The sequence below is a fragment of the Paenibacillus sp. FSL H7-0735 genome (genome assembly GCF_038008505.1).
In the GTDB taxonomy this organism is placed as follows: domain Bacteria; phylum Bacillota; class Bacilli; order Paenibacillales; family Paenibacillaceae; genus Paenibacillus_AQ; species Paenibacillus_AQ odorifer.
In genome coordinates, this window is record NZ_JBBOZH010000001.1 from 1,230,078 (window position 1) to 1,252,077 (window position 22,000).

The 22,000-nt window shown below is 46.4% G+C and carries 30 protein-coding genes; 29 read left to right on the forward strand and 1 reads right to left on the reverse strand.

Going from position 1 to position 22,000, the window contains the following annotated elements; translation table 11 throughout:
• Positions 1-9: 9 nt before the first annotated feature.
• The 19 genes from NSS82_RS05395 (at position 10) to NSS82_RS05485 (ending at position 13,664) form a co-directional block, all read left to right on the forward strand.
• On the forward strand, positions 10-1,467 hold the full coding sequence (locus tag NSS82_RS05395; RefSeq protein ID WP_340960688.1) for a phage portal protein: 1,458 nt from the start codon (positions 10-12) through the stop codon (positions 1,465-1,467).
• On the forward strand, positions 1,464-3,221 hold the full coding sequence (locus NSS82_RS05400; RefSeq protein ID WP_340960687.1) for a minor capsid protein: 1,758 nt from the start codon (positions 1,464-1,466) through the stop codon (positions 3,219-3,221). Before NSS82_RS05395 ends, NSS82_RS05400 begins: the two co-directional genes overlap by 4 nt.
• Complete coding sequence (locus NSS82_RS05405) at positions 3,218-3,475, forward strand: hypothetical protein (RefSeq protein WP_340960685.1); 258 nt, start codon at positions 3,218-3,220, stop codon at positions 3,473-3,475. The genes NSS82_RS05400 and NSS82_RS05405 overlap by 4 nt, the downstream gene beginning before the upstream one ends.
• Positions 3,465-4,235 (forward strand): phage scaffolding protein, encoded by a 771-nt coding sequence (locus NSS82_RS05410; RefSeq protein WP_341109717.1) that lies wholly within the window; start codon positions 3,465-3,467, stop codon positions 4,233-4,235. The genes NSS82_RS05405 and NSS82_RS05410 overlap by 11 nt, the downstream gene beginning before the upstream one ends.
• 3 nt (positions 4,236-4,238) lie before the next feature.
• Positions 4,239-4,577, forward strand: a complete 339-nt coding sequence (locus NSS82_RS05415) for a hypothetical protein (RefSeq protein ID WP_076273929.1) — start codon at positions 4,239-4,241, stop codon at positions 4,575-4,577.
• A 4-nt stretch (positions 4,578-4,581) separates the two neighbouring features.
• On the forward strand, positions 4,582-5,601 hold the full coding sequence (locus NSS82_RS05420; protein ID WP_340960682.1) for a major capsid protein: 1,020 nt from the start codon (positions 4,582-4,584) through the stop codon (positions 5,599-5,601).
• Positions 5,602-5,638: 37 nt separating this feature from the next.
• A complete protein-coding gene (locus tag NSS82_RS05425) occupies positions 5,639-5,920 on the forward strand; it encodes a hypothetical protein (protein ID WP_076273923.1) in 282 nt (93 codons plus the stop codon).
• Positions 5,904-6,272 (forward strand): hypothetical protein, encoded by a 369-nt coding sequence (locus tag NSS82_RS05430; protein ID WP_076273922.1) that lies wholly within the window; start codon positions 5,904-5,906, stop codon positions 6,270-6,272. The genes NSS82_RS05425 and NSS82_RS05430 overlap by 17 nt, the downstream gene beginning before the upstream one ends.
• A gap of 2 nt (positions 6,273-6,274) precedes the next feature.
• Positions 6,275-6,646, forward strand: a complete 372-nt coding sequence (locus NSS82_RS05435; protein WP_340960681.1) for an ABC transporter ATP-binding protein — start codon at positions 6,275-6,277, stop codon at positions 6,644-6,646.
• The gene (locus tag NSS82_RS05440) at positions 6,643-7,050 is read left to right on the forward strand and encodes an HK97 gp10 family phage protein (protein WP_340960680.1); all 408 of its coding nucleotides are present in this window, start codon (positions 6,643-6,645) and stop codon (positions 7,048-7,050) included. The genes NSS82_RS05435 and NSS82_RS05440 overlap by 4 nt, the downstream gene beginning before the upstream one ends.
• A 2-nt stretch (positions 7,051-7,052) precedes the next feature.
• The gene (locus tag NSS82_RS05445; protein WP_076104533.1) at positions 7,053-7,475 is read left to right on the forward strand and encodes a phage tail terminator family protein; all 423 of its coding nucleotides are present in this window, start codon (positions 7,053-7,055) and stop codon (positions 7,473-7,475) included.
• Entirely contained in the window at positions 7,472-7,666 is a 195-nt protein-coding gene (locus tag NSS82_RS05450) for a hypothetical protein (protein ID WP_076208588.1), read from the forward strand. Before NSS82_RS05445 ends, NSS82_RS05450 begins: the two co-directional genes overlap by 4 nt.
• A gap of 3 nt (positions 7,667-7,669) precedes the next feature.
• Positions 7,670-8,986 carry a phage tail sheath family protein gene (locus tag NSS82_RS05455; RefSeq protein ID WP_340960677.1) on the forward strand — a complete coding sequence of 439 codons (1,317 nt, stop codon included), beginning with the start codon at positions 7,670-7,672 and terminating at the stop codon, positions 8,984-8,986.
• A 1-nt stretch (position 8,987) separates the two neighbouring features.
• Positions 8,988-9,452: a phage tail tube protein gene (locus NSS82_RS05460; RefSeq protein WP_076138680.1), complete on the forward strand. Its 465-nt coding sequence runs from the start codon at positions 8,988-8,990 to the stop codon at positions 9,450-9,452.
• A 21-nt stretch (positions 9,453-9,473) separates the two neighbouring features.
• Positions 9,474-9,896, forward strand: a complete 423-nt coding sequence (locus NSS82_RS05465) for a phage tail assembly chaperone (RefSeq protein ID WP_076138681.1) — start codon at positions 9,474-9,476, stop codon at positions 9,894-9,896.
• A gap of 213 nt (positions 9,897-10,109) precedes the next feature.
• Entirely contained in the window at positions 10,110-10,505 is a 396-nt protein-coding gene (locus tag NSS82_RS05470; protein WP_076273898.1) for a hypothetical protein, read from the forward strand.
• 59 nt (positions 10,506-10,564) lie between these two features.
• Positions 10,565-13,090, forward strand: a complete 2,526-nt coding sequence (locus NSS82_RS05475) for a hypothetical protein (RefSeq protein WP_076273899.1) — start codon at positions 10,565-10,567, stop codon at positions 13,088-13,090.
• A gap of 14 nt (positions 13,091-13,104) precedes the next feature.
• Positions 13,105-13,467: a hypothetical protein gene (locus NSS82_RS05480; RefSeq protein WP_076273900.1), complete on the forward strand. Its 363-nt coding sequence runs from the start codon at positions 13,105-13,107 to the stop codon at positions 13,465-13,467.
• A gap of 14 nt (positions 13,468-13,481) precedes the next feature.
• Positions 13,482-13,664: a hypothetical protein gene (locus NSS82_RS05485; RefSeq protein WP_076273901.1), complete on the forward strand. Its 183-nt coding sequence runs from the start codon at positions 13,482-13,484 to the stop codon at positions 13,662-13,664.
• On the opposite strand, the gene NSS82_RS05490 is transcribed toward NSS82_RS05485, so the two are convergent.
• A complete protein-coding gene (locus NSS82_RS05490) occupies positions 13,626-13,883 on the reverse strand; it encodes a hypothetical protein (RefSeq protein ID WP_076273902.1) in 258 nt (85 codons plus the stop codon). The two genes, NSS82_RS05485 and NSS82_RS05490, sit on opposite strands and share 39 nt — an antisense overlap.
• A 97-nt stretch (positions 13,884-13,980) precedes the next feature.
• Between NSS82_RS05490 and NSS82_RS05495 the strand changes: the two genes are divergently transcribed.
• From NSS82_RS05495 to NSS82_RS05540, 10 genes are all read left to right on the forward strand, one after another.
• Positions 13,981-14,679 (forward strand): LysM peptidoglycan-binding domain-containing protein, encoded by a 699-nt coding sequence (locus tag NSS82_RS05495; RefSeq protein WP_076273903.1) that lies wholly within the window; start codon positions 13,981-13,983, stop codon positions 14,677-14,679.
• A gap of 6 nt (positions 14,680-14,685) precedes the next feature.
• Positions 14,686-15,651, forward strand: coding sequence for an XkdQ/YqbQ family protein (locus tag NSS82_RS05500; RefSeq protein WP_341109718.1), 966 nt, complete (start codon positions 14,686-14,688; stop codon positions 15,649-15,651).
• 2 nt (positions 15,652-15,653) lie between these two features.
• On the forward strand, positions 15,654-15,947 hold the full coding sequence (locus NSS82_RS05505) for a DUF2577 domain-containing protein (protein WP_076274088.1): 294 nt from the start codon (positions 15,654-15,656) through the stop codon (positions 15,945-15,947).
• Positions 15,944-16,357, forward strand: coding sequence for a DUF2634 domain-containing protein (locus tag NSS82_RS05510; protein WP_036684205.1), 414 nt, complete (start codon positions 15,944-15,946; stop codon positions 16,355-16,357). Before NSS82_RS05505 ends, NSS82_RS05510 begins: the two co-directional genes overlap by 4 nt.
• The gene (locus tag NSS82_RS05515; RefSeq protein WP_341109719.1) at positions 16,344-17,408 is read left to right on the forward strand and encodes a baseplate J/gp47 family protein; all 1,065 of its coding nucleotides are present in this window, start codon (positions 16,344-16,346) and stop codon (positions 17,406-17,408) included. The genes NSS82_RS05510 and NSS82_RS05515 overlap by 14 nt, the downstream gene beginning before the upstream one ends.
• Positions 17,405-17,962: a YmfQ family protein gene (locus NSS82_RS05520; RefSeq protein ID WP_076273413.1), complete on the forward strand. Its 558-nt coding sequence runs from the start codon at positions 17,405-17,407 to the stop codon at positions 17,960-17,962. Before NSS82_RS05515 ends, NSS82_RS05520 begins: the two co-directional genes overlap by 4 nt.
• Positions 17,952-20,867, forward strand: coding sequence for a hypothetical protein (locus NSS82_RS05525; RefSeq protein ID WP_076273414.1), 2,916 nt, complete (start codon positions 17,952-17,954; stop codon positions 20,865-20,867). The genes NSS82_RS05520 and NSS82_RS05525 overlap by 11 nt, the downstream gene beginning before the upstream one ends.
• Before the next feature lie 12 nt (positions 20,868-20,879).
• Positions 20,880-21,458, forward strand: a complete 579-nt coding sequence (locus NSS82_RS05530; RefSeq protein WP_076273415.1) for a hypothetical protein — start codon at positions 20,880-20,882, stop codon at positions 21,456-21,458.
• A 47-nt stretch (positions 21,459-21,505) separates the two neighbouring features.
• Positions 21,506-21,640 carry a hypothetical protein gene (locus NSS82_RS05535; RefSeq protein ID WP_256718572.1) on the forward strand — a complete coding sequence of 45 codons (135 nt, stop codon included), beginning with the start codon at positions 21,506-21,508 and terminating at the stop codon, positions 21,638-21,640.
• 78 nt (positions 21,641-21,718) lie between these two features.
• On the forward strand, positions 21,719-21,997 hold the full coding sequence (locus tag NSS82_RS05540) for a hypothetical protein (RefSeq protein WP_076138697.1): 279 nt from the start codon (positions 21,719-21,721) through the stop codon (positions 21,995-21,997).
• The last annotated feature ends 3 nt before the right edge of the window (positions 21,998-22,000 follow it).

A 22,000-nucleotide genomic window follows, 5' to 3' on the forward strand; every position in this document is an offset into this window, starting at 1 on the left:
TAAAAGGACATGGAAACCCTACAGCAGATTCTTGAGAATTTGGATGCTAATGCGCCCATGACGCTGGAGGAAATCATCCAAGCTGAGGTTAGTGCTTGGGAACGATCCGATGAGCGGAAACAGATGCTGATCGGCAAGCGATATTACAGGATTAAGAATGACATTCTGGAGCAACGCCGAAAAACGATAGATGCAGAAGGGCGGATGGTGGCTGCTGACAATCTGGCGGATAACCGTATTCCTCACGGATTTGTAAGGAAGCTGGTGGACCAGAAAATAGGCTATCTGTTATCCAAGCCATTTCTACCGAAGACGAAAAAGCTAGAATATCAATCAGAGCTGGATCTATTCTTCAACGATGACTTTAAAATGTTGTTTAAGAATACGGGCAAAGATGCTGTTAACTGTGGCAAGGCCTGGCTTCATCCGTATTACACGGACACGGGCGAACTTACCTTTATGAGAATGAACCCAGAGGAGTGCCTACCGATCTGGAAGGATGCTGCACATACTGAATTGGCTGCCTTCATCCGTGTATATGAGATTGAGGGATATGTGGCTAAGAAAAAGCAGACGGTCAAGCGAATCGAATGGTGGGATCTGGACGGCGTTCAGATATTTGAAGAGGAAGCGGGTAAGCTGAAGCAGCTGGAGAAGCGGAATCATCTTTCTGTGGTCGAGGGTACAGGAGAAAAGCCTCTGAACTGGGAGCGGGTACCCTTTATCTGCTTCAAATACAATTCTGAGGAGCAGCCGCTGATTGAGTTGATCAAGAAGCAGGTCGATGATTATGACAAGCAAAAATCCGCCAACAGTAACAACCTGGAGGACCTGCCGAACAGTATCTACGTGGTCAAGAACTACAGCGGCCAGGGTGGCGGCGAGTTCCGCGAGAACATTTCCCGCTTCCGCGTGGCATTCGTGGACGGCGATGGGGGTGTAGATACGATAAGCCTGGATCTGGATACTGAGGCGTACTCAAACCATATGGAGATGACCCGCAAAGACATATTTGAGTTTGGGCGCGGGGTAGACACCCAATCAGACAAGTTTTCCAGCGCTCCCTCTGGGGTAGCCCTTCGTTCTTTGTATCAGGACTTGGATCTGGATTGTAATGATATCGAGAACGAGTTTCAAGCGGGGCTTAAGCAACTGATTTGGTTCATCGACATCCACCTGGCAGCTGTAAAAGGTAACGATTACTCTGAGGAGATAGTGACATTTATCTTCAACCGAGATATGCCGATTAACGAGTCTGAGGCGATCACCGACGCGAGTAATAGTATGGGTGTTATCTCCAAGGAAACCATCGTGGCTAATCATCCATGGGTGACAAATACCAAGGAGGAACTGGCGCGGATCGAAGCCGAGGAGCAGGCTGAACTGAAAAAAATGGATGATTACGGTCTACCAGGAGATTCGGAAGGTACCAGCAAGGGTAAGCCGGAAGAGGATGATGACGAATGAAGTCAGCAGCCTACTGGTCAAAGCGAATGGAGCAGTTGAATGAATCTCTGCTTAATAAGGGAGTACCATTCACAAAGGCAATGAATAAGGAATATCGCAAGGCTCAAATATCTATCCAGACGGACGTTAACAATTTCTATCAGCGGTTCGCGGATAATAACGGGATCGTTAGCCTATCCGCTGCTAAGCAAGTTCTCAAAGCAGGCGAGCTGAAGGAATTCAGGTGGAGCGTCGAGGATTACATCGCCCGCGGCAAAGAGAACGCCATCGATCAGCGATGGATGAAGGAACTAGAGAATGCCAGCATAAGAGTACGTGTGACCCGCTTAGAATCCATTCAATTGCAGATGAAACAGCAAATAGAGCAATTGTCAGCGAAGCGTCTGTCAGGCACAACAGAGCTATTAGGTAACGTCTACAAGGATGGTTACTATCGAAGTATTTTTGAACTTGAAAGGGGTATCGGTATTGGAGCCTCATTCGCTAAGATCGATAAGCGGCAGCTTGAAGCCATTCTATCTGCACCTTGGGCTCCAGATGGCAGCAATTTCAGTTCTCGGATATGGACTGATCGTGTACGGCTGAATGGAGAACTACGGAACATCTTTACTCAAGGGCTTATCCGTGGGGATACATCAAAACAAATGGTTCAGCAGCTACAGGATCGGCTGGGAGTCTCCCGCAAGAACGCCGAGAGATTGATACTGACGGAATCGGCCTACTTCGCTGGTCAGGCCAGTCTTGCCGGGTTCAAGGAATTGGGGGTAGAACAATACCGCTATACTGCTACACTGGATAAGCGGACTTCGATTACCTGTCGGGACCTTGACGGCAAAGTATTTGATATCTCAGATGCTCAGCCAGGTGTTAACTTTCCACCTATGCATGTATACTGTCGGTCCACAACCATTCCGCACTATGACGATAACATAAAAGAGCGGGTGGCTCGGGATGATGAGGGCAAGACATACAAGGTGCCGGAAGATATCAATTACAACGACTGGGCTGAGAAATACGCCCCGGAAGCCGCTGAACCGGTTATCGTAGAGACTCCGGCTAAGAAGGCGCCGGAAACGCCATTACCTACTATTGAGATCCCGGGTGTGCCGACAAAGGATATTACAATTCCTGAGAAAAGCATCTATACCCTGGAACCAGAGAAATGGTATGATGAAACCGGAAAGACTGCACCACCGCTGATTAATCTCAGTAAGATGGATCTACCGAAGCTGCAGCCAGACATTCCGCGTAAACTAGGTAATATTGATCTGTCTAAACCTGATATCGTCCGCAACTATGTAAAGGATGCTGAGAAAGCTATTAGGAACGCACCAGAAGAACATGCTGTTATTCTCACAGAAAAAGGCGAAGCGCTCCACATTAAGGGAGATAAGGCAGCTGTCAATATTACAAAATTCAAGCCCGAACAGCTCAAGGATAGTATTGTCACCCATAATCACCCTTCAAACGGCGAGGATCCTGGCGGGTCGTTCAGTCGAGAAGATGTTCACATGTTCTTTTCAAAAGAACTGAAACAACTGCGGGCGGTTGATCAGGCGAATTTATTTATATTAAGTAAATCCCGAGATATCGAACTAAGCCAGAATGATATAAATCTACTGCTAGATAGAGCAGAGGATCTGTATCTCAGTAGACTTACGATTGAAGACGCGATGAATGGTTACGATGACAAGCATTTGACCATGGAGCAGCTGGTATTGCTGATCGAGGGTCTACAATATGGAAGGGAGTGACGATCTTGCGAACGGAAGAAGAGAATAGAGCGGCTATCGCTGAACTTTTTGCCCCGCAGTGTGATAAGCTGGGCGAACGATTTGACGCTTTGGTGGACGAGATCAGCGCTGTAAGATTTGAGTATCTTCAGAAGCGGGACAAGCTGCCGAAGTATCCTATAGGTGTTCTTGATGCTAATTCGGTTGAAGAGCGGCGATTGAGTCGCGAAGAAGGATTGAAATGGGTATTAATCAAACAAAAATATGGTATATGAAGCACTCTCCAATATGCGAGGGTGCTTTTATATTGCCGTCTTTTTGGTATTGCAGACGTTAAAGAACAAGACATCACCGGACGCGACCGGGATAACAAGCGAAGATGAAACGGAGGAATCGTTAATGAATAAAGAGCAATTTGTTTCACTGGGATTACCGGATGATCTGGCTGATAAGGCCGCCACCGCTTCTGCTGATGAATTGAAGGGGTTTGTACCAAAAGCCCGCTTTGATGAAGTCAACGACGCGAAGAAGCAGGCTGAACAAGATCGTGACAAAGCCTCAGGTCAACTTGAAGAGGTGAAGAAGGCTGCCGGTGATAACCAGGCGTTGAAGGATCAGATCACGAAGCTGCAAGACGAGAACAAGACAGCCAAGACGGATTATGAGGCCAAAGTGAAGGACCTGCAGCTGACCACGGCACTCAAGCTGGCGCTGGCTGGTGAGGCACATGATCCGGATATCGTTGCAGGACTTTTGGACAAAACAAAGATCGAGTTGGACGATAACGGCGCGGTAAAAGGCGGGCTGGACGACCAAGTGAAGGCCTTGCGCGAGAGCAAGGGCTTTTTGTTTGCCGAAAAACAGGAGAACAAGGGACCGACCTTTAAGGGCTTCAAGTCGCCTGATGGTAAGGATCAGTCCAAAGGCGGCGGTGAGACCAGTGTTGCCGCAGACTTTGCCAAGGCGGCCAATGATGCTGGTAAAGCGCCGGCTGCTGCAAATAACCCATGGGGGTTAAATCAGAGAGGAGATTAACAAATGCCATACGTAAAAGGTAAGACAACGGTCAGTGAAATTAATTTTTTGGCCAGCTCACATGTTATCGCTCACACCTATCAAATAAGCGATGTGGGCGTAACGGCTAATGCACAAGGACGTAAGGTTGTCCCCGCTGGCACAGTATATCCAGCTAACGATAACACGGCGATCGGTATCACCTATACTGACACCGACGTTACAGAAGGACCACAACCTGGTTCAGTTATTATCGAGGCTTGGATCCTGAAAGAGCGCTTGCCCGTAGCTCCAATCGCTGAAGCTGAAACAGCGCTGGCAGCAAATTCAAAAATTAAATTTAAGCAATCCATAGGAGGTTAAGACAATGCCGAGCGTATTTGAACTATTCACACAACCGGAAATTCTAAATTACTTGGAGAATCGGCAATATCCTGCTCTTCTTGGTGAGACTCTGTTCCCCGAGGTTAAACGCGAATCTCTCGAATTTGACATGATCAAGGGCGGAAGTCGTCTCCCTGTCGCTGCTAGTGTACACGGCTTTGACACGGAAGCTGAAATCGGCAGCCGTGAAGGTAGCAAAGAAGCTCTGGAGTTGGCGCTCATTAAGCGTAAGCTGCAGATGAAAGAAAAGGATATCATTGCGCTGGAGAATCCTCGAACAGCCCAAGAGCAGCAATATCTGATGAGCCGGGTTTACAACGATATTGACGTACTGGTCAATGGCGTCCGGGCAGAGGTAGAACGTTTCCGTATGTCAGCTCTGGCCAATGGTACGATCCCTATCAATGAAAATGGCTTAAGTCTAGTTATTGATTATCACGTTCCGAATGAACATAAAGAAATCCTGTCAGGAACATCTCTTTGGAGTGATCCGGATAGCGATCCGATTGGTGACTTGGAACGGTGGGCAGACGCACTTGACGAGAAGCCGGCTCGTGCGCTGACATCATCCACACTGCTTAGTGCGCTGCTTCGGCATAAGAATATCATCGGCGCCCTTTATGGCAACAATTCGCTGCGCGTACCGACTCGTGCCGATCTGAATGCCTTCCTGACACAACATGAGCTGCCAACCATTGCGGTGAATGATAACAAGTATCGTAGACAAAATGCCGACGGTACCTACACGACATATCGCTACTTCCCGCAGAACAAGATCGTTCTGTTTGGTGCCGATACGCTGGGTGAAACGATTTACGGACCGACCGCTGAGGAAATTCGCTTGGCGCGTGATCCGCAGATCGATATCACGAAAGTAGGGCAGGTTTTGGCCATGGTTTATGAGGAAGGCAAGGACCCTGTAGCAACCTGGACTAAGGCGGTCGCTACAGCGCTACCTAGCTTTCCGGAAGCCGATAATGTGTTCCAAGCGACTGTAATTTAATCACTGGGCGGTTCGCCGCCCTTAAGGAGGAATTAGCGTGAAAGTAGAAGTCAAGGAGATTCCGATTCGGCATAATGGCCAGCTCTACCAACAGGGAGAGTCCTTCAGTGTGGCCGAGAAGGAATTCCCCCGGTTGGAACAGTACGTCGCCTTCCTAGAAGATGAAGCGCCCGTAGTGGTATCGGTTGCTGAAATGAAGCTGCCAGAGCTGAAGGCTCATGCAAAAGAGCATGGTATTGACCTGGGCGAAGCATCTAAGCGTGAGGATGTGCTTGCCATGATCCTGAAAGCAGGTGAAGCCGATGGAGGAGCATCTTAAATATTTTTTTAAGCTCAAGCAGCTGTTAGGGATTCCGATAGAGACTACAACAAAGGATTTCCAACTGACCTTTGCGCTAGAATCCATCATTCAGGCCATTAAGACCTTTTGTAACATCGCATCGATTCCGCGGGAACTGGATACTGTGGTGTTACAAATCGCGGAGGACTATTACCGTGCAAAATATTCAACAGAGTTTGAACTGGCTGCGCCAGCGGTTACGAGTATCAAACGCGGTGATGTGACCACGGCATTTGGATCAGCCAAAGCCATTGTTACTGTAGGATCTGGAGCGGCATTTATCCGGAACTATGAAGCTCAGTTAATCGCTTTTCGTAGGATGAGGTGGTAATCATGGGATTTGGCTATGTAGAGCTGGAACGAGCAGCTATTGAGAGCACTTATGAAGGCCTAGCTACAGTCTATGAGATGCAGGATGTTAAAGATCCTGTAACCCGAAAGACGCAACAGCAGCTGGTTAAAGTACTGGAAGCTGAGCCGTGTGCACTCTCTCAATCTTCCTTGCCTACGGCAACTCAAACGGTGACAGCGGATCAGGTCAATTATGATGCTAAGCTGTTTATCTCTCCTGATGTAACTGTCAAGCCGGGGAGTCGAATTACAGTTCGACAAAACGGCATGGAGTTCAAAGGAGAGCAGGCCGGGCAGCCGTTCCGGTATGCGACCCATCAGGAGATCAAGCTGCGGGAAGTAAAGAACGCATGAGCGGTCTCGGTAAGTTCGATTTCAGCGATGTGAAGAAGCTGCAGAAGAACCTACAGCGGATGCAGAAGGAGTTTCCGGATTTCTTGGAGGATTGTATCCGGGAGCTGGCCGGGCGACTGTTGGCAAAGACCATAGCACGGACTCCGGTAAAATCCGGTGATCTGCGCCGTGGCTGGCAAATTGGTGATGTGGTTCTGCTCCCAGGAGGCGGTGTACACGTTGAGATTGTCAACAATGTGGAATATGCCCTATATGTGGAGTACGGTCATGTTACCAGACTGCGAACCGGTTGGGTTAACGGTAAATTCATGCTGACGCTATCCAAGCAGGAACTTAAGAGAGAGTTACCAGGGATCATGGAGCGGAAGCTGAAAAAATATATGGAGAAGCATATGGGGCGGTGAATATGCAGGATATTAAAAACGCACTCATAAAAAAACTATCGTTATTTACTCCGGAGTATCCGGTTTATGACGAAGCAGTGGAGCAGGGCATGCAGCAGCCGTGCTTTTTTGTGCTGTTATTGGAAAGTAGTCAGGTCCGAGGGGTTAACCGGCGCTATCAGCGTTTCAATCCCTTTGACGTTCATTACTTCCCGCAACAGGAATCAGCGGCTCCCCGAGAAGAATGCGAGCTAATATCTGAACAATTGTATTCCGAGTTGGAATATGTAACTGGGCATGATGGGCTTTACCGGGGAACAGGTATGAGGCATGAAATAGTGGATGGAGTATTGCATTTCTTCGTTGAGTACAATGTTCACCTGATCCGGGATAAAGCACCGGATATTAAAATGCAGACTATGAAGCAAGGAGGCGGTATTAAGTGAGTGAGAAAAGCATTAAGGCAGCTGAGACACCGATTGAGGGGTCATTTACCAAGGAGCAGTTCTTAGCCTCTGCTAAGTATTCATATCAAGACAAAGACGTCCTATCGGCGCTGTTGGAGCCAGAAAAACTGTATACAGCTTTTGAGGCGCAACAAGTGATCGATGATTTTAAGAACAAGGAGGTTGAATAGATTATGGCCGGTGGAACATGGACCACTCAAAATAAAGTAAGACCCGGTGTATATGTTAACGTGGAAACGTCTGGCGGGGCATTGGGTACGGTTGGCAGCAGGGGAATAACCTCTTTAGCGCTAACTCTCCCATGGGGAGCGGCTAAGGTCATCACACCGATTATAGCTGGTGAGGATACATTCAAAACGCTTGGCTATGACATTACAGCCCCAGAGCTGTTGTTGGTGCGTGAGGCGCTTAAGAGAGCTCGGACAGTGTTGCTGTACAAACTCAATGACGGAACAAAGTCAACGGTCACAGTTGGGACCTTGGTAGCTACAGCAAGATATGGTGGCATTCGAGGTAATGCGCTGAAGGTTGTCGTACAAACCAACATTGATGATAGTAGCAAGTTTGATGTAAAAACACTGCTGGATAACGCAGTAGTGGACACGCAGGTAGTCGCTAATATTGCGGGGCTTATCCCGAATGACTGGATTATATGGAGTGGGACCGGCACACTAACAGCAAATGCAGGAGCTCCTTTGATTGGCGGAGCAAATGGCACTGTGACTAATGCGGATCATACTGCATATCTAGCTGCACTAGAGCTGTACGATTTCCAGACAGTGGCACTGACATCCACGGACAATGCACTCAAAGCAGTCTATGCTGCCTTTGTACGGCGCTTGAGAGAGTCAGAGGGTAAAAAGGTACAGGCAGCACTTGAGAACTACCCTGTAGCCGATTTCGAAGGTGTAATTAGCGTCAAGAATGGCGTGGTTCTCTCAGATGGGACCATACTTACAGCAGCGCAGGCCACTGCTTGGGTAGGCGGTGCTTCGGCAGCAGCTGAGATGAACGAGTCTTTGACTTATTCGGCATATGACGATGCTGTAGATGTGGCACCAAGGTATACGAGCACACAAATTGAGGCAGCGTTAAATGCTGGGGAATTTGTTTTTACCCCTTCCGTTAATCGAGCTGTGATAGAACAGGATATTAATACTTTCCTCTCTTACACTCCAAAGAAAGGGAAACAACTTCAAAAAAACCGTGTGCTCCGTGTGCTGGATGGTATTGCGAATGATCTGAAGCGTATCTTTGAATCATTTTACATCGGTAAGGTATCAAATAATGTTGATGGCCGAGCTCTGTTTCGCAAAGAGGCTGTGATCTATCTGGATAACCTACAGAGTATTGATGCCATTGAAAACTTTGATGCCCAGACGGATATCACGGTACTTCCTGGTATTGACTCAGATGCCATCTACGTGGAAGCCAATATTCAACCAGTAGATAGTATCGAAAAAGTATATATGAAAGTGCAGGTGAAGTAAGATGGCATTCTTAAAGGCTAGTGATACAATCTCCGGACAGGAGGGCCGGGCTTACGCCACGATTAACGGCCAAGTCGAGGATATGTTTTATATCAAAACGTTGGAAGCTTCCGTGGAGAAGGAAAAGGCAGATGTGAAGACCCTCGGCCGCAGGGGCACCCAGCACAAAGCTATCGGGTGGAATGGTACGGGCAGTATGACGATCTACTATGTGACCAGCCGTTTCCGTCAGCTCATGCTGGACTACATGACTACAGGGAAAGATACAAACTTCGATATCACCATTACGAATGAGGATCCTAACTCTAGCATTGGTTTACAGACCATTACGCTACTCGGTGTCAATCTGGACAGCGTTGTTATGGCCTCACTGGATACAGAGTCGGATGCGCTTGAAGAAGATATTGATTTCACCTTTGAAGGCATTGATATGGGCCAGGCTTTTAACGCACCAACATCAAACTAAAATATAGGAGGCATATATACAATGAGTGAATTTTCAGCATTTTTCGCACAGGCAGCAGCGGTAGAGGCAACAGAGGACTTTATAGTTTCAAAGCGTTTCAAGGATAAGGATGGGAAGGCGATCCCGTGGAAACTGGCGAGCATCACAGAGGACGCTAACCTAGAGCTTAGGAAGGCGTCCACCAAGAAGGTAAAGGGTCGCAACGGTATGTATACGCCTGAGTTTGATTCTAATGACTATCTGGCCAAGATGGTAGGGGCATCGGTTGTGTATCCGAATCTCAAGGATGCGGAGCTTCAGAAATCTTATGGTGTGCGGGGAGCTGAGGCTCTGATCCGCAAGATGCTTCTTCCTGGTGAGTTTACCGTTCTAGTTGAGCGTGTACAGGCGCTTAATGGCTATGATCAGGATCTGAATGAATTGGTGGACGAAGTAAAAAACTAATTAACGAGGGCGATGGTGAGGCGAACTTTGCTTACTACGCCCTCCATGAACTGCATATCCTGCCGCATGTACTGATGAGCATGAGTCCCCGGGAACGGGCGGGGATTTACGCAATGATATCCGTTCGGATCGATAAGGAAAAAAACAAAAAATAATAGACCCATCAGTTCCCCTTTGGTATATTGTTAGTAAATATTACCTGTGGAGGTTGCAATGAAAAAAGTTTGGAGCGGGTTGTTTATCGTCTGTCTAGTGCTAGTCTTTGCGGGATGTTCGTCTTCTAAAGAGGATGATAATTTAACTATGGACAAGTTTATCGAAGCCTTTAATAACTCTGGGGAAGATATAAATCACGATGTCGATTCTGGAGTAGAAAAAGGAATTAAAAAAGAGAAAAAACCTAAGTATGAGATGATTGATGCAAAAGACGGAGTTATTTTTAATATAGCTAACAACACTGTTAAGATATATGAATATGAATCAAATTCCAAGGCCAAAAAGGCTGTAGAGAAGTACGCTTCGATAATGGGAGACTGGCCAGTTAAGGGTAACTTTATGTTAGAAACTAACAACCAAAAAGCCAAAGAAATATTCAACAGCGTAAAATAATACAGGCAAAGGGCATCCCGTATTGGGGTGCCTTTTTCATGCCTTGAAAGGAGGACAATATGTCAACCCTTGAAGCTAGCATTAAGCTGTACGAAGACTTCACCAAACGATTAGCCGGTGTAAATAACGCTATGAATACAACCATTGCCATTATGGAGCGGCTTCGCTCTCAAATGCAGATGGCAGTGGGTCTGCAAATAAATGTTGGCAATGCGGTAGCAGAACTTCAGCGGATCAAGGAGTTGCTGGCTGCGCTCGGTCCGGGCAATGCTATTCAGCTCTCGGTAAATTCAGAGCAAGTGCTTCAGCAGCTTCGGACTGTTCGGCAACAAATCGGTTCGGAATTTGGCTCTGCTGTGCTCGAAGTTCGATTGGCAACCTCTGACTTCGCGGCCCAGCTGGCGACCATTCAATCCTCCTTACCTGCCGTACAACTAGCTTTGTCCTTGAATACCGCTGAGGCTTTGCGTGCGGCTTCCTTGCTGGGTGCACAGCTCAGAAGCCGGATTGGGACAATTTCTGCAGAGGTTAAGATGGAGTTGCCCGAGGCTGCGGCTGTAAGGTCTCAGTTGCAATCTTTGATCCACGGTATGGGTGGGAGTACCGCCGCAATCCGAATTCGCGTCAACCTGGATACCGCCCATGCGTTGCATCAGGCGACATTACTTCGTTCGCAGATTGAGGCGCGAATTGGCACTCTTACAGCTCGACTTAATTTGAGACTTCCAGCTACACTGGATACACTGCTACGGACGTTGATTACCACGGTGGAACGGCTTCGCCAAGTAGTCAACCGCATGCGGGGTGGTCGAGGCGGAGGCGGTGGAGGCGGTGACCGTAGAGCATCTGGAAGCGGAGGCGGGGGAGGCGGACTCGGCATTGGCGGTTTGGTCGGTGGGTATCTGGGTGTATCTGGTATTAAAGCCCTTGGAGAAGCGACAATAGGCGGGGCCATGGAACAGCAAAAAATGATGGACATGTTCGTTGCGCGAACAGGAGATGCTGAGATCGGCACTGCGATGTTCGAGAAGTTTAAAGCAGATGCCTTGAAAACGGGACAGGATGTCAACAAGTCACTGCAAAGCACGCTTTCATTCTTCTCCGCAACCCAAAACACGGATCAGTTGTCCAAGCTAAATAATTTCGCTCAGCGGATGAATGCATTTGACTCCGCTGGAAACGGAATTGAGGGTGCAGCCTTTGCCCTAAAAGAGGCTATGAGCGGGGACATTGTGTCATTAGCTGAGCGTTTTAATATGTCGAAGTCAGATATCCGTGATCTGAAGATTGATGAGCTAGGGAAGGCCGGAGACATGGATGGCTTCATTAAGGCTTTCGATAAGCTGCTTGAGAAACAAAAAATGGGTCAAGCAGCCTTTGATCAGATGATGGCCAGTCCGGCGAAGCAAATGGAGACACTGGGCAATAATGTACGTTCCATGTTCGCTGATGCAGGCGGCGCAGCCATGCAATCCCTAACCCCATTGATTACTCAACTAAACGCTGCCTTTCAAGCGGGTAAATTTCAGCCCTTCTTTGATGCGCTGAGTTTGGGACTGGATAACGTGGTCCAAGGCGTCATGAAATTACTGGAATGGATTACTAGTGTTTATAATTTCTTTTCGGAGAATTGGTCATGGATCGAGCCTATCATTTCCGGGGTAGGTGCAGCTGTGATGGCCTTGTATGCGGCACTGAAACTGGTGGCTATCGGTCAGGCAATTGTCAACGCTGTGATGAACGCCAACCCATTTGTACTTGTCGCTACATTGATTATCGGCCTCATCGTGTACTTTTACCGGTTATGGCAAACAAATGATCAATTTGCCGCAGCGATGATGCGGGCCTGGAATGCGATTCTCGGCTTTTTTGACCAAATACCGTTATTCTTTATGCGTGTGGGGTACGGGATTGCTGATGCTTTCGGCTATGCAAAAGTAAAATCTCTTGAACTAATGGAGGATTTAGCGAATGGAGCTATTGACCGTATCAATAGCTTGATTAAAAAGCTTAAAGAAATACCCGGTGTTACTTTAGATTTAATTGAACACGTCGAATTTGCAGCAGGTGAAGCAGCCAAGCAAGAAGCAGCCCGTCAAGCTCGAGACGCTACCTTAGCTGCAAAAGAATCGGCTATCGCTGCCAAAGCGGCGGATCGTGAAGCTAACGTAGAGAAGTTTATGAAGGAGCGTGAAGACAAGCGAGCTGCCGCAGAGAAGAAGGCTAAGGAAGAAGAGAACGCCGCCAAAGCAGGTGCAGGTAAAGATTACAACTTCGACGACTGGAATAAACGTGCTGATGCTGCCCGGACGCCTTCCGCAGGTACTGACAAGAAAGGTAAAGTTGCAAAAGTCGATAAGGTTGGTAAAGTGGAAAAGCCAATCGACATATCCAAAGAGGACCTGAAGATTATGCGAGATGTGGCGGAGATGAAGAACATTCAAAACTTTGTGACGCTGACGCCTACAGTCCAGGTGAAGACGGGTCCAGTGACCAATTCAGCGAATTTGGATTCCATTGTTAGTAAAATTACGAAGAAGCTGAATGAGGAAATCGCATCGACGGCTAAGGGAGTCTATAACTAAGGGGAGGGATTGCTGTGTTGTTAAAAGATGGGGCAGACTTGAACAAAGCTTCAGACGAAATTGTCTATGTTTTGATCAGGCATGGCGTAATGTACTCTGAAGTTGAGCAAGTTCTCAGTGATGCGAAGGAGAAGACCTTTAACTCTATCATCCTTAAAGAATCGTTTGATGCCGCTTTCGAGGAAGGGGCCACATGGTCTCCGCAAGAAATTGACACATTAAGAGAAGTGGCTCAAATGAAAAATAATCAGTCCTTTATCACTTTGACGCCAACGATAAATATCAAGCCAGGAACCAACATGGATGAGATTGTTCGATCAATCACAGACAAACTGAATGAACAGCTTAAGCGTTCTTCTTCGTCAATCTACAAATGAAGGGAGGGATATTCATGCTAAAGGAAGGAGCTAACCTGAACACAGTCGAGGATGAAATCGTTCAACTGATGATCAGGCATGGCGTCATGTATTCAGAGGTGCAGCAAGTTCTTGATCATGCAAAAGAGAAAATATTTAATTCTGTCATCCTCAAAGAATCATTTGATGCTGCTTTCGAGGAAGGAAAGGCCTTCTAATGTAATTTTAGCATCTGGAGCAATTTTAAATTGCGTGCCAGACCTGCCAACCAATTTCAAAGGAAGGAGCCCTGTGACGAATCCGCGTTCATAAGCCTCAGAGAGGACCTGCTGGAAATCATCATCAGTAAGACTCGCTTTTTCCCGTGGGATGCCTTCTCTAAAATTAATGAGTACTCTTGTCAGAGCGTCGAGAAGATCGTCTGCCGATTTAAACATGAATTTACCTCCTTTTCCAAATATCTGGTATGTCCGAACAACTACCCATATTCGACAGATTGGAGGTTTTTCCCTTTTCAAGAAAGGAGGCGGTACCGTGGCCAATGGCTACAGCATCGAACTCAGTTTTAATAACCGCGCCATTTGGTTTGAGATACCCGTTCTTCCGGAAGAGATCGAAATCTCAGGTGAGGGAGACGGTGAGACATATTCCATCACAGACCTGGGACAAATCAATGTAATTAAGGCACCCGGACTTAAGACCATTCAATTTGAGAGCTTCTTTCCAGCCATCCAACCGGGTGGAACGGTACCCAGTTTTGTTTCCTCTGCGAATTGGGGGCAACCCGCTGACTATATCCAGCTCATAGAGGACTGGATGAACAAGAAGAAGCCCATACGGTTTATCTTTACCAGCCTAGGGCTCAAGATCAATCTGGCGATGAGCATTGAGGTTTTTAACTACAAAGAGGTTGCGGGTCGCCCAGGTGATTTCGAATATGAGTTAGAGTTGAAGGAGTATGTCTTTTACGCTGCTAAAAAGGTGACGTTGAAGACAAATACAACACCAGCTGGTACAACAACAACCACTACTAAGAAAGAGCCAGCGAAACGCGCAGATGAACGTACCAAGTCTAAAACAGTTACCATCAAATCCGGGGACACCTTGATGAAGATAGCAAAAAGAGAACTCGGTGACGGTAGCCGGTGGAAAGAGATTCAGAAGTTAAACGGCTTAACAGACGCGCAGCTGAAGACACTCAAAATCGGCTCTGTTCTGAAGCTACCGGGGTGATGATACATGGAATTATTGATCGATAATAAAAATGGCACTGTCTGGGATGTTTCCAGCATCGTTACTGATATATCTTGGAAGACGATCCGTATAGGTAAGGCGGCATCCTTAAAATTCACCCTTGTAGACCATGGCCCATGGCAAGATAAAAAATTCCAACTGAACAATGGTGATGTGGTTAGGTACACAGATGAGGGACATAAGGTTTTCTATGGATATATTTTCAGTGTTGAAACTGGTAAGACGGAAGAAATAAGCATCCTTGCTTATGATCAGATCCGGTATCTGATGAATAGCGGAACTTATGTATTTACGAAACAGACAGCAACTCAGGTAGTTCAAAAGATCGCTCAAGACATGCAGCTCAAGACCGGAACGCTGGAAGATACAAAATACATTATTCCTTCCCAGATCCGTGACGATAAAACGTTTATCGATATGATCTGCATGGCGTTAGATGAGACCCTGATTAACTACGGGACCAACTTCGTATTCTTTGACGATTTTGGGAGCTTGACGATACGTAATACTTCTAATATGCGCTTTCCTTTTGTGGTGGGTGATGATTCACTCATGACGGATTATTCTTACAGTCGCAACATTGACGATGAGACATACAATCAAATTGTATTGTACAGAGACAACAAGGAGACTGGTAAGCGGGAAACTTACGTTACCAAGGATAGCGCCAGCATTGCTAAGTGGGGATTGCTACAACTCTACGAGTCAGTAGATGAGAATCTGAATCAGGCTCAAATTACCGAGCAACTAACACAGCAACTGTTCATGAAGAATCGAGAGAAGCGGACGCTTAGTATAGAGGCCCTTGGAGATTACCGAATGCGTGCAGGATGCTACGTTAATTTATATATCAACGCAATGAACATAAATAAATTCTTCCTAGTCGATGAATGTACTCATAAGAAAGAAGGCGGAGTGCATACCATGGACTTAGAGCTAAGGTTGGTGTGATCATGATAGATGCGATAAAACGCGCTGCCACTGAAGCGGTGAATGCTGCTGGTCCAGTTCTGGTACAGCTAGGAATTGTAGAAAAAATTAATCCTCTTGTAGTGTTGGTCGATAATCGGCTTTCACTTATGGAGGATTTTTTAATTGTTCCGGAAACCTTATCTGAACAGAAAATAACAATAGGAATCCAAGAATACGTAATTCGTAAGCCGTTAGCTACCGGAGATAAACTTTTACTTATCCGCATGCAAGGTGGTCAACGCTACGTAATCATGGATAGGGTGGTGAGCGCTTGATACCACAGAGCGATAACGTGCTGCTGAATGAGGATATGGAGGATACACCCCAACCAAGTCTTACTTATAAATTAGACCTTGTAAATGGACGTATAGGATCCGTAGTAGTGGATGGATTGGATGCTGTAAAACAGGCAGTTATAAAAATACTCTCGACAATCCGATTTGAAAACTTGATTTACAGTGACAATTACGGTAGTGAGGCAGATGTTGGAGCGGTGCGGGGTCGGGCGGTGTTTGAAACCGAAGTGGAACGCTGGACTAGGGAAGCGTTACTTCAGGATGATCGTATCGTTTCCGTAACCAACTTTAGATTTAACTATGATGGCGATGCGGTGCTCGTCTTGTTTGACGTAGAGAGTGATTACGGAAACTATACAGACCGATTGGAGGTGAATGGCGGTGTATGAAGATCAAACGTTTGAAACGATCTTAGAACGGATGTTAGACCGGGTACCAGATGGGCTGGACAAGCGAGAAGGTAGCATTATTTATGATGCTATGGCTCCAGCAGCAATGGAATTAGCTCAGATGTATGTTGAGTTGGATATAAATACAAACCTGATCTTCGCAGACACAACGAGTGGTGATTACTTAGATCGGGCAGTAGCGTGGTCAGGTGTTACTCGAAAGGTGGCTACTAAAGCGCAATTAAGAGGGTTGTTTTACAATGCAGCCAATACTCTTTTAGATATTCCGGTAGGCAGTCGGTTTGCAATAGGCGATATCAACTACAAGGCAATAGAAAGGCTTTCTCTTGGTAACTACCGGATGGAATCAGAACCTGTGGGAGCTGCTGGAAATCAAACATTCGGGGCACTACTGCCAATTGATTTTATTAATAACCTAGCTCGGGCAGAACTGACAGAACTGCTTGTTGCCGGAGTTGACCGGGAAACGGATAAAGCGCTCTACGAGAGGTATCAGGAGCGGATAACCAAACCAGTCACCAGCGGTAACAGATACCAATATGAGCAATGGGCTCGGGAAATCAGCGGTGTTGGCCGGGCTAAGGCGTTTCCTCTATGGAATGGACCTGGTACCGTTAAGGTAGTGTTGCTAAACAATGATATGAGAAAACCATCGACAGCGATTGTAGAGGCTGTTCAGAATTTCATTGATCCGACAAAGGACGGGATGGGTGAAGGAGTAGCTCCGATCGGTGCAGTTGTTACGGTAGTTGGGGCTACTGAGTTTCCTATTAATATATCGGTGAGTGTAACTCTTGCAAGTGGAGCTACAACGGATCAAGTAAAAACGCAGTTGGAGACAGCGACTAGGAATTATCTGGCTACTCTTGCCTTTACTGACTCGTTAGTCCGTTATACCCGGATACAGAGTCTAATATTAGATATACCACCGGTGATTGATTATACAAATCTGAAAGTAAACAATCAAACAGTTAATATTCAGATACCAGATGATGCTGTAGCAGTGCTTGGGACGGTGACTGTAACATGAATGGGACTGACCGTTTAATAAATTATCTCCCGGCATATTATGCTGACATACTCGAAATGAACGAGCTGATGAACGGTGAAGGACCAGAGTTTGATCTCCTTGGCACACGGGTTGAAGAATTATTGAACCAAGCATTCCCGGAGTCGGCTACTTGGGCATTAGGGAGATACGAAGAGGAATTACAAATCGTAGTCGATACCAACAAACCTAGTGACCAACGGCGGTCTGTGATCATTTCAAAAATGCGCGGATTTGGTAAGGTATCCGGAGACATGATTAAGAATGTAGCACAGGCATATGACGGCGGCACAGTTGATGTGGCTGTATCTCCAGTTGAGTATAAGATCGTGATTACCTTTATTGATACATTGGGTGTGCCAATTAACATAGATGACCTTAAAAAAGCTTTAGAGGATATCAAACCGGCTCATATGATTTTGTCTTATGCCTACCGTTATTTGCTTATCAAAGAGGTGCATAAGATCATGACAATCAACCAATTGCAGCAGACGCTATTAAATAAATTTGCGGGAGGTGGGCCTGTTGTCCAGTAATACACCCAATTTGAATTTACTCAAAGTTAACCCAGTTACCGATGGTAATGATACTTTTAACATCGATACTATGCTCAATGATAACTGGGATAAAATAGACACAACAGTTGGTAATAAGGTAGATAAGGTATCCGGCAAGCAATTATCTACCAATGATTACACGACAGCGGAAAAGACAAAATTGTCTGGAGTAGCTACCGGAGCTAATAATTATACACATCCTACAGGAGATGGTAATCAACACGTACCAGCTACGGGTACTAGTAACAATGGCAAAGTACTTAAAGCTGGAACAACAGCCGGGAGCTTATCTTGGGGAAACGTTAACGGATCTGAAGTTGTAGAGGATGCTACACATCGTTTTGCAACGGATACTGAAAAGGTGACATGGAACGCCAAAGAAACAACAATAGGATCTCAAGCTAAAGCAGATGCAGCAGTGCTTCCGATTAATAACAGGCTAAATACTGAATCTCTCACCTCTATCAATTTAGCAGCGGGACAGCAAATTCTAAATGCCACCAAGAACGCTAGACTACAAGGATTAAAGGTACAGGGTAGGACGTTAATAGATTTACTTGGTGGGGCTGGGAGTGGAGAGAGTTTAACGAGTTTAAGCGTTGGTGGTACAGCGCCAACGTTATCTAATACCCAGAAGAGGGGAGGCGCAACATCCGTCAAGTTCGCCCCATCAGCTAACACTTCTTATTTAGTAAAGGACTTTACAGGATCTCTTGACGCAACGAAGTACTATGTACTTGCTGGATGGCTGTTTATAGAATCGTACACCACAGGCGCACCGAATCTTAGCCTTAGGGATGTAGGAACTGTAAACGGCAGGTATTCCGCGCCTGTTAACACCGCTCTCGTAGGGCAATGGCAATTTGTATACGCGAAGGTTCCGACAAATAACGAACTCGTGGGCTCGGGGTTCAGGGTACTGTTTGGAGCTACTGGTACAACTACTTGTGTTATCTATTGGGATGAAATTCGCCTATACGCGGTATCCACAGCAGATTACGCCGCCATAGGAACCACAATCACAGGCGAAGCTATTGACCGTCTCTTACCTTATGTACCTCCAGGTATTAATGGAGTAGATGGGTTATGGGTTAGACGGTATGGGAAGAATCTGCTGCCCGATCGGTCACAGTTTGTAATGAGAAACAACGTAACCGCACTAAATTGGGTTGGACCGGGAACGTTTGATCTAACTACAACAGCTGCCAACTCATTCACCACTGCGCTTATAGATGTATTACCAAACACAGTGTACACACTTAGTGTGGACGCTGACCCGAATATCAATATCGCAGTATATAACGCCAACGGAACGACTGCGCTTGCTACGTATGCCGCCACTGCCCGAACGTTTAATAGCGGAAGCAACACACAGGTTCAGATGTATTTTAGAAACACAGCGGCTGGTACTACTCGTTATAATAATGTCCAATTTGAAATCGGTAGCACAGCCACAACGTTTCAGCCCCGTGAAGATAGCCTTTTAGCCTTTAGCGGAGTAGAGTTACACGCTAACCCGAATGACGGCAGCGAACCGGATATACTGCGTGAGGTTAACGGACGGTATGAGGTAACGAGGTTATGGCGTGAGATGGTGCTGGATGGGTCGCTCCCTTGGACATTTCAAGATGGATTTACGGGATTCAAACGAGTATCAATTCTTAGAAGCTATTTCGGTAATATGATAGCAACTTCAGCGCTAATGGCAGGAGTAAAGCATAATGGGCAACCATTGACAAGCACTATAACCACCACGGGAGCACCCGATACTATTGGATCTGGTCCAAGTTATCTGAATCTATCTATTTCCTCCGCCGACTCTGGTTGGGGAGAATCCTATACACCAATTTCAGCAGAAATACAGGCATATTTTTACGGTTGGAAGATGTGTAATGCTGACACAGGTGCAGCGTATAACGGATCAGGGGCAAAAGGGTGGGGACGCATAACGGAACCTACCAATGTAGTTGGTCAAGGGGGATGGGCAGGATTAGTGACTACACTACCTACTGTGCCGGCAGGGGTAGACGGTGGAGGGCGCTTATACTCTCCTTATCAACTCCTATACCGTCTAGCATCTCCGATCACCGAAACAGTGCAAGAGGACGGTAGCCTATCACTAATTGAAGGAGATAACTTTATAGAGGTAGGTAGTGGGTATGTGTCACGAGAACGAGCTAATCCAGTTATGACAATAATAAGCAACTCTGCTTACTACCATTTTAACAATGCGGAACCTACCGTTTCTGCGAGCAAGTTTCGATATCCCGTGCAGAAAATACTCGGGATTTACGAAGCTAGTTCGCCAGCACGCGGTGTTGTCCTTAAAAACGAGTCTGCAGCATTTGGCCTGCAAGATGCCCATATTGAAGGGATCAATTATAATCTGAGCGCACCATATAGCGCCTCATATATCAAACTGGATAAATCCCCAGTGCCAGTAGTTACGGGCTTCTACGCAGCCACTGAGAAGGGACAGTTGCATGATTTAACAGATGCAGTGACGGAGATAGGTTCAGCTGTCAGCGTGTTGGCTGCTAAGAAAGCGGAAAAGGATGCAGGTCCATGGATTACTCCCTCCACACTCCTTAATGGATTTACGGGAAATCAACTGTCCTATCGTAAGAACGGTAATTATGTAGAATTTAAAGGTTTTGCTTTTTACAACGTTATCGATGCACCGGGTGGGACGATTATTATGAATTTACCTGCGGGCTTTCGACCATTAAGTTTTGTTAATCTTCCTACAACATCTTGGGGGGATACTGGGGCATTATCACCCTCAGCCATCGGGGTATATGTAGGTATAGACGGTATTGTACAGTTATCAGTACCGAGTAAACGCAACGTACTTTTTGATGGTTTGCGGTTTCCACTAGATTAAGGGAGGGATAACATGAGCAAAGCAGTACCTAAAGTAGACCTTAACGGTCTGTATATAGAGGACGTAATACAGGACGACTCCATTACTGGGGTTGTCCCTATTTATGCCCAGCCAGAGCCAGAAGAAGCGCCTGAGCTGCTGGAAGACGAAGAGATCAAAGATGAACTGGACGTACCAGAAGAACCAGAACAGCCAAGAGAGATCATCGGTTATCTCGTAAGCATTCCGTTGCCCACCGGGTTGTATCATCCGCGTTTCGATCTGTTAGCATGGGATGCATATCAGGACGTTGTACTAGAGGCCCAAAGCGATTATGCCGACGAGCTACACGATTGGCGGGAGCAATGGGCGGAGGGAGAGGGACAAGGTCCTGAGCCAGTTTACACACCTCCAATACAACCAGATAACCTATGGGTCGAGGGCTTAACACCAGAAGAGATTGCGGAGTTGACGAAGCCCGGAGAACTCTCTGAAATTGAGATGTTAAAAAAAGAAAATATGCTCTTAAAGGCCCAGAATAACGCAATAACTGAACGTGCGGATTTTATTGAGGATATCATTGCTGAGATGGCAATGCAGATATACCAATGATTGCTTTGCTGTATTGGATCATGTCAAAGAGGAAAGGGGGTGACATCATGATGGCTATGTTTTTCGCACAGCGTGTAATCTTAGGTAAGACCAAATATGTCGAGGTTCCATCTACTTTGAGACCGGGAGTTAAAGAAATTCTGGTTGATAGCGGACTTGAATTCCTTACAGAAGAAGAATAAATAAAGTCGGCGCCCATTGAGGCGTTTTTATTTTGCCCTCGGATCTCCGGGGGCTATTTATATAAGGGGGGGAAGGTAGTGGAGATTACAACGATCACAGCATTAGTAGCAGCAGTAAGCGGTGTTGTATTAGGGTGGGTAACCAGAACATCTGCTTTTAAAAAAGATGTGGCGCAAGAGGCTGGCAGCGGAGCAGTGTTACGTACAGATGTCGAGTACATCAAACGTGGTGTGGACGATATTCGAGCTGATGTCAGACAGCAGGGTCAACGGACGGATGCACTCTCTGAGCGAGTAACACGAGTTGAAGAATCTACCAAGCAAGCCCATAAGCGCTTGGACAAAATCGAAGAATAGAGA

What these genes read in the sequence shown, in the direction of transcription:
- NSS82_RS05440 (WP_340960680.1), top strand. Translation starts at nt 6,643, where the DNA reads ATGAGCGGTCTCGGTAAGTTCGATTTCAGCGATGTGAAGAAGCTGCAG.
- NSS82_RS05505 (WP_076274088.1), top strand. Translation starts at nt 15,654, where the DNA reads ATGATAGATGCGATAAAACGCGCTGCCACTGAAGCGGTGAATGCTGCT.
- NSS82_RS05500 (WP_341109718.1), top strand. Translation starts at nt 14,686, where the DNA reads ATGGAATTATTGATCGATAATAAAAATGGCACTGTCTGGGATGTTTCC.
- NSS82_RS05430 (WP_076273922.1), top strand. Translation starts at nt 5,904, where the DNA reads ATGGAGGAGCATCTTAAATATTTTTTTAAGCTCAAGCAGCTGTTAGGG.
- NSS82_RS05520 (WP_076273413.1), top strand. Translation starts at nt 17,405, where the DNA reads ATGAATGGGACTGACCGTTTAATAAATTATCTCCCGGCATATTATGCT.
- NSS82_RS05485 (WP_076273901.1), top strand. Translation starts at nt 13,482, where the DNA reads ATGCTAAAGGAAGGAGCTAACCTGAACACAGTCGAGGATGAAATCGTT.
- NSS82_RS05515 (WP_341109719.1), top strand. Translation starts at nt 16,344, where the DNA reads ATGGCGGTGTATGAAGATCAAACGTTTGAAACGATCTTAGAACGGATG.
- NSS82_RS05465 (WP_076138681.1), top strand. Translation starts at nt 9,474, where the DNA reads ATGAGTGAATTTTCAGCATTTTTCGCACAGGCAGCAGCGGTAGAGGCA.
- NSS82_RS05470 (WP_076273898.1), top strand. Translation starts at nt 10,110, where the DNA reads ATGAAAAAAGTTTGGAGCGGGTTGTTTATCGTCTGTCTAGTGCTAGTC.
- NSS82_RS05460 (WP_076138680.1), top strand. Translation starts at nt 8,988, where the DNA reads ATGGCATTCTTAAAGGCTAGTGATACAATCTCCGGACAGGAGGGCCGG.
- NSS82_RS05530 (WP_076273415.1), top strand. Translation starts at nt 20,880, where the DNA reads ATGAGCAAAGCAGTACCTAAAGTAGACCTTAACGGTCTGTATATAGAG.
- NSS82_RS05445 (WP_076104533.1), top strand. Translation starts at nt 7,053, where the DNA reads ATGCAGGATATTAAAAACGCACTCATAAAAAAACTATCGTTATTTACT.
- NSS82_RS05420 (WP_340960682.1), top strand. Translation starts at nt 4,582, where the DNA reads ATGCCGAGCGTATTTGAACTATTCACACAACCGGAAATTCTAAATTAC.
- NSS82_RS05475 (WP_076273899.1), top strand. Translation starts at nt 10,565, where the DNA reads ATGTCAACCCTTGAAGCTAGCATTAAGCTGTACGAAGACTTCACCAAA.
- NSS82_RS05535 (WP_256718572.1), top strand. Translation starts at nt 21,506, where the DNA reads ATGATGGCTATGTTTTTCGCACAGCGTGTAATCTTAGGTAAGACCAAA.
- NSS82_RS05455 (WP_340960677.1), top strand. Translation starts at nt 7,670, where the DNA reads ATGGCCGGTGGAACATGGACCACTCAAAATAAAGTAAGACCCGGTGTA.
- NSS82_RS05435 (WP_340960681.1), top strand. Translation starts at nt 6,275, where the DNA reads ATGGGATTTGGCTATGTAGAGCTGGAACGAGCAGCTATTGAGAGCACT.
- NSS82_RS05400 (WP_340960687.1), top strand. Translation starts at nt 1,464, where the DNA reads ATGAAGTCAGCAGCCTACTGGTCAAAGCGAATGGAGCAGTTGAATGAA.
- NSS82_RS05415 (WP_076273929.1), top strand. Translation starts at nt 4,239, where the DNA reads ATGCCATACGTAAAAGGTAAGACAACGGTCAGTGAAATTAATTTTTTG.
- NSS82_RS05490 (WP_076273902.1), bottom strand. Translation starts at nt 13,883, where the DNA reads ATGTTTAAATCGGCAGACGATCTTCTCGACGCTCTGACAAGAGTACTC.
- NSS82_RS05395 (WP_340960688.1), top strand. Translation starts at nt 10, where the DNA reads ATGGAAACCCTACAGCAGATTCTTGAGAATTTGGATGCTAATGCGCCC.
- NSS82_RS05410 (WP_341109717.1), top strand. Translation starts at nt 3,465, where the DNA reads ATGGTATATGAAGCACTCTCCAATATGCGAGGGTGCTTTTATATTGCC.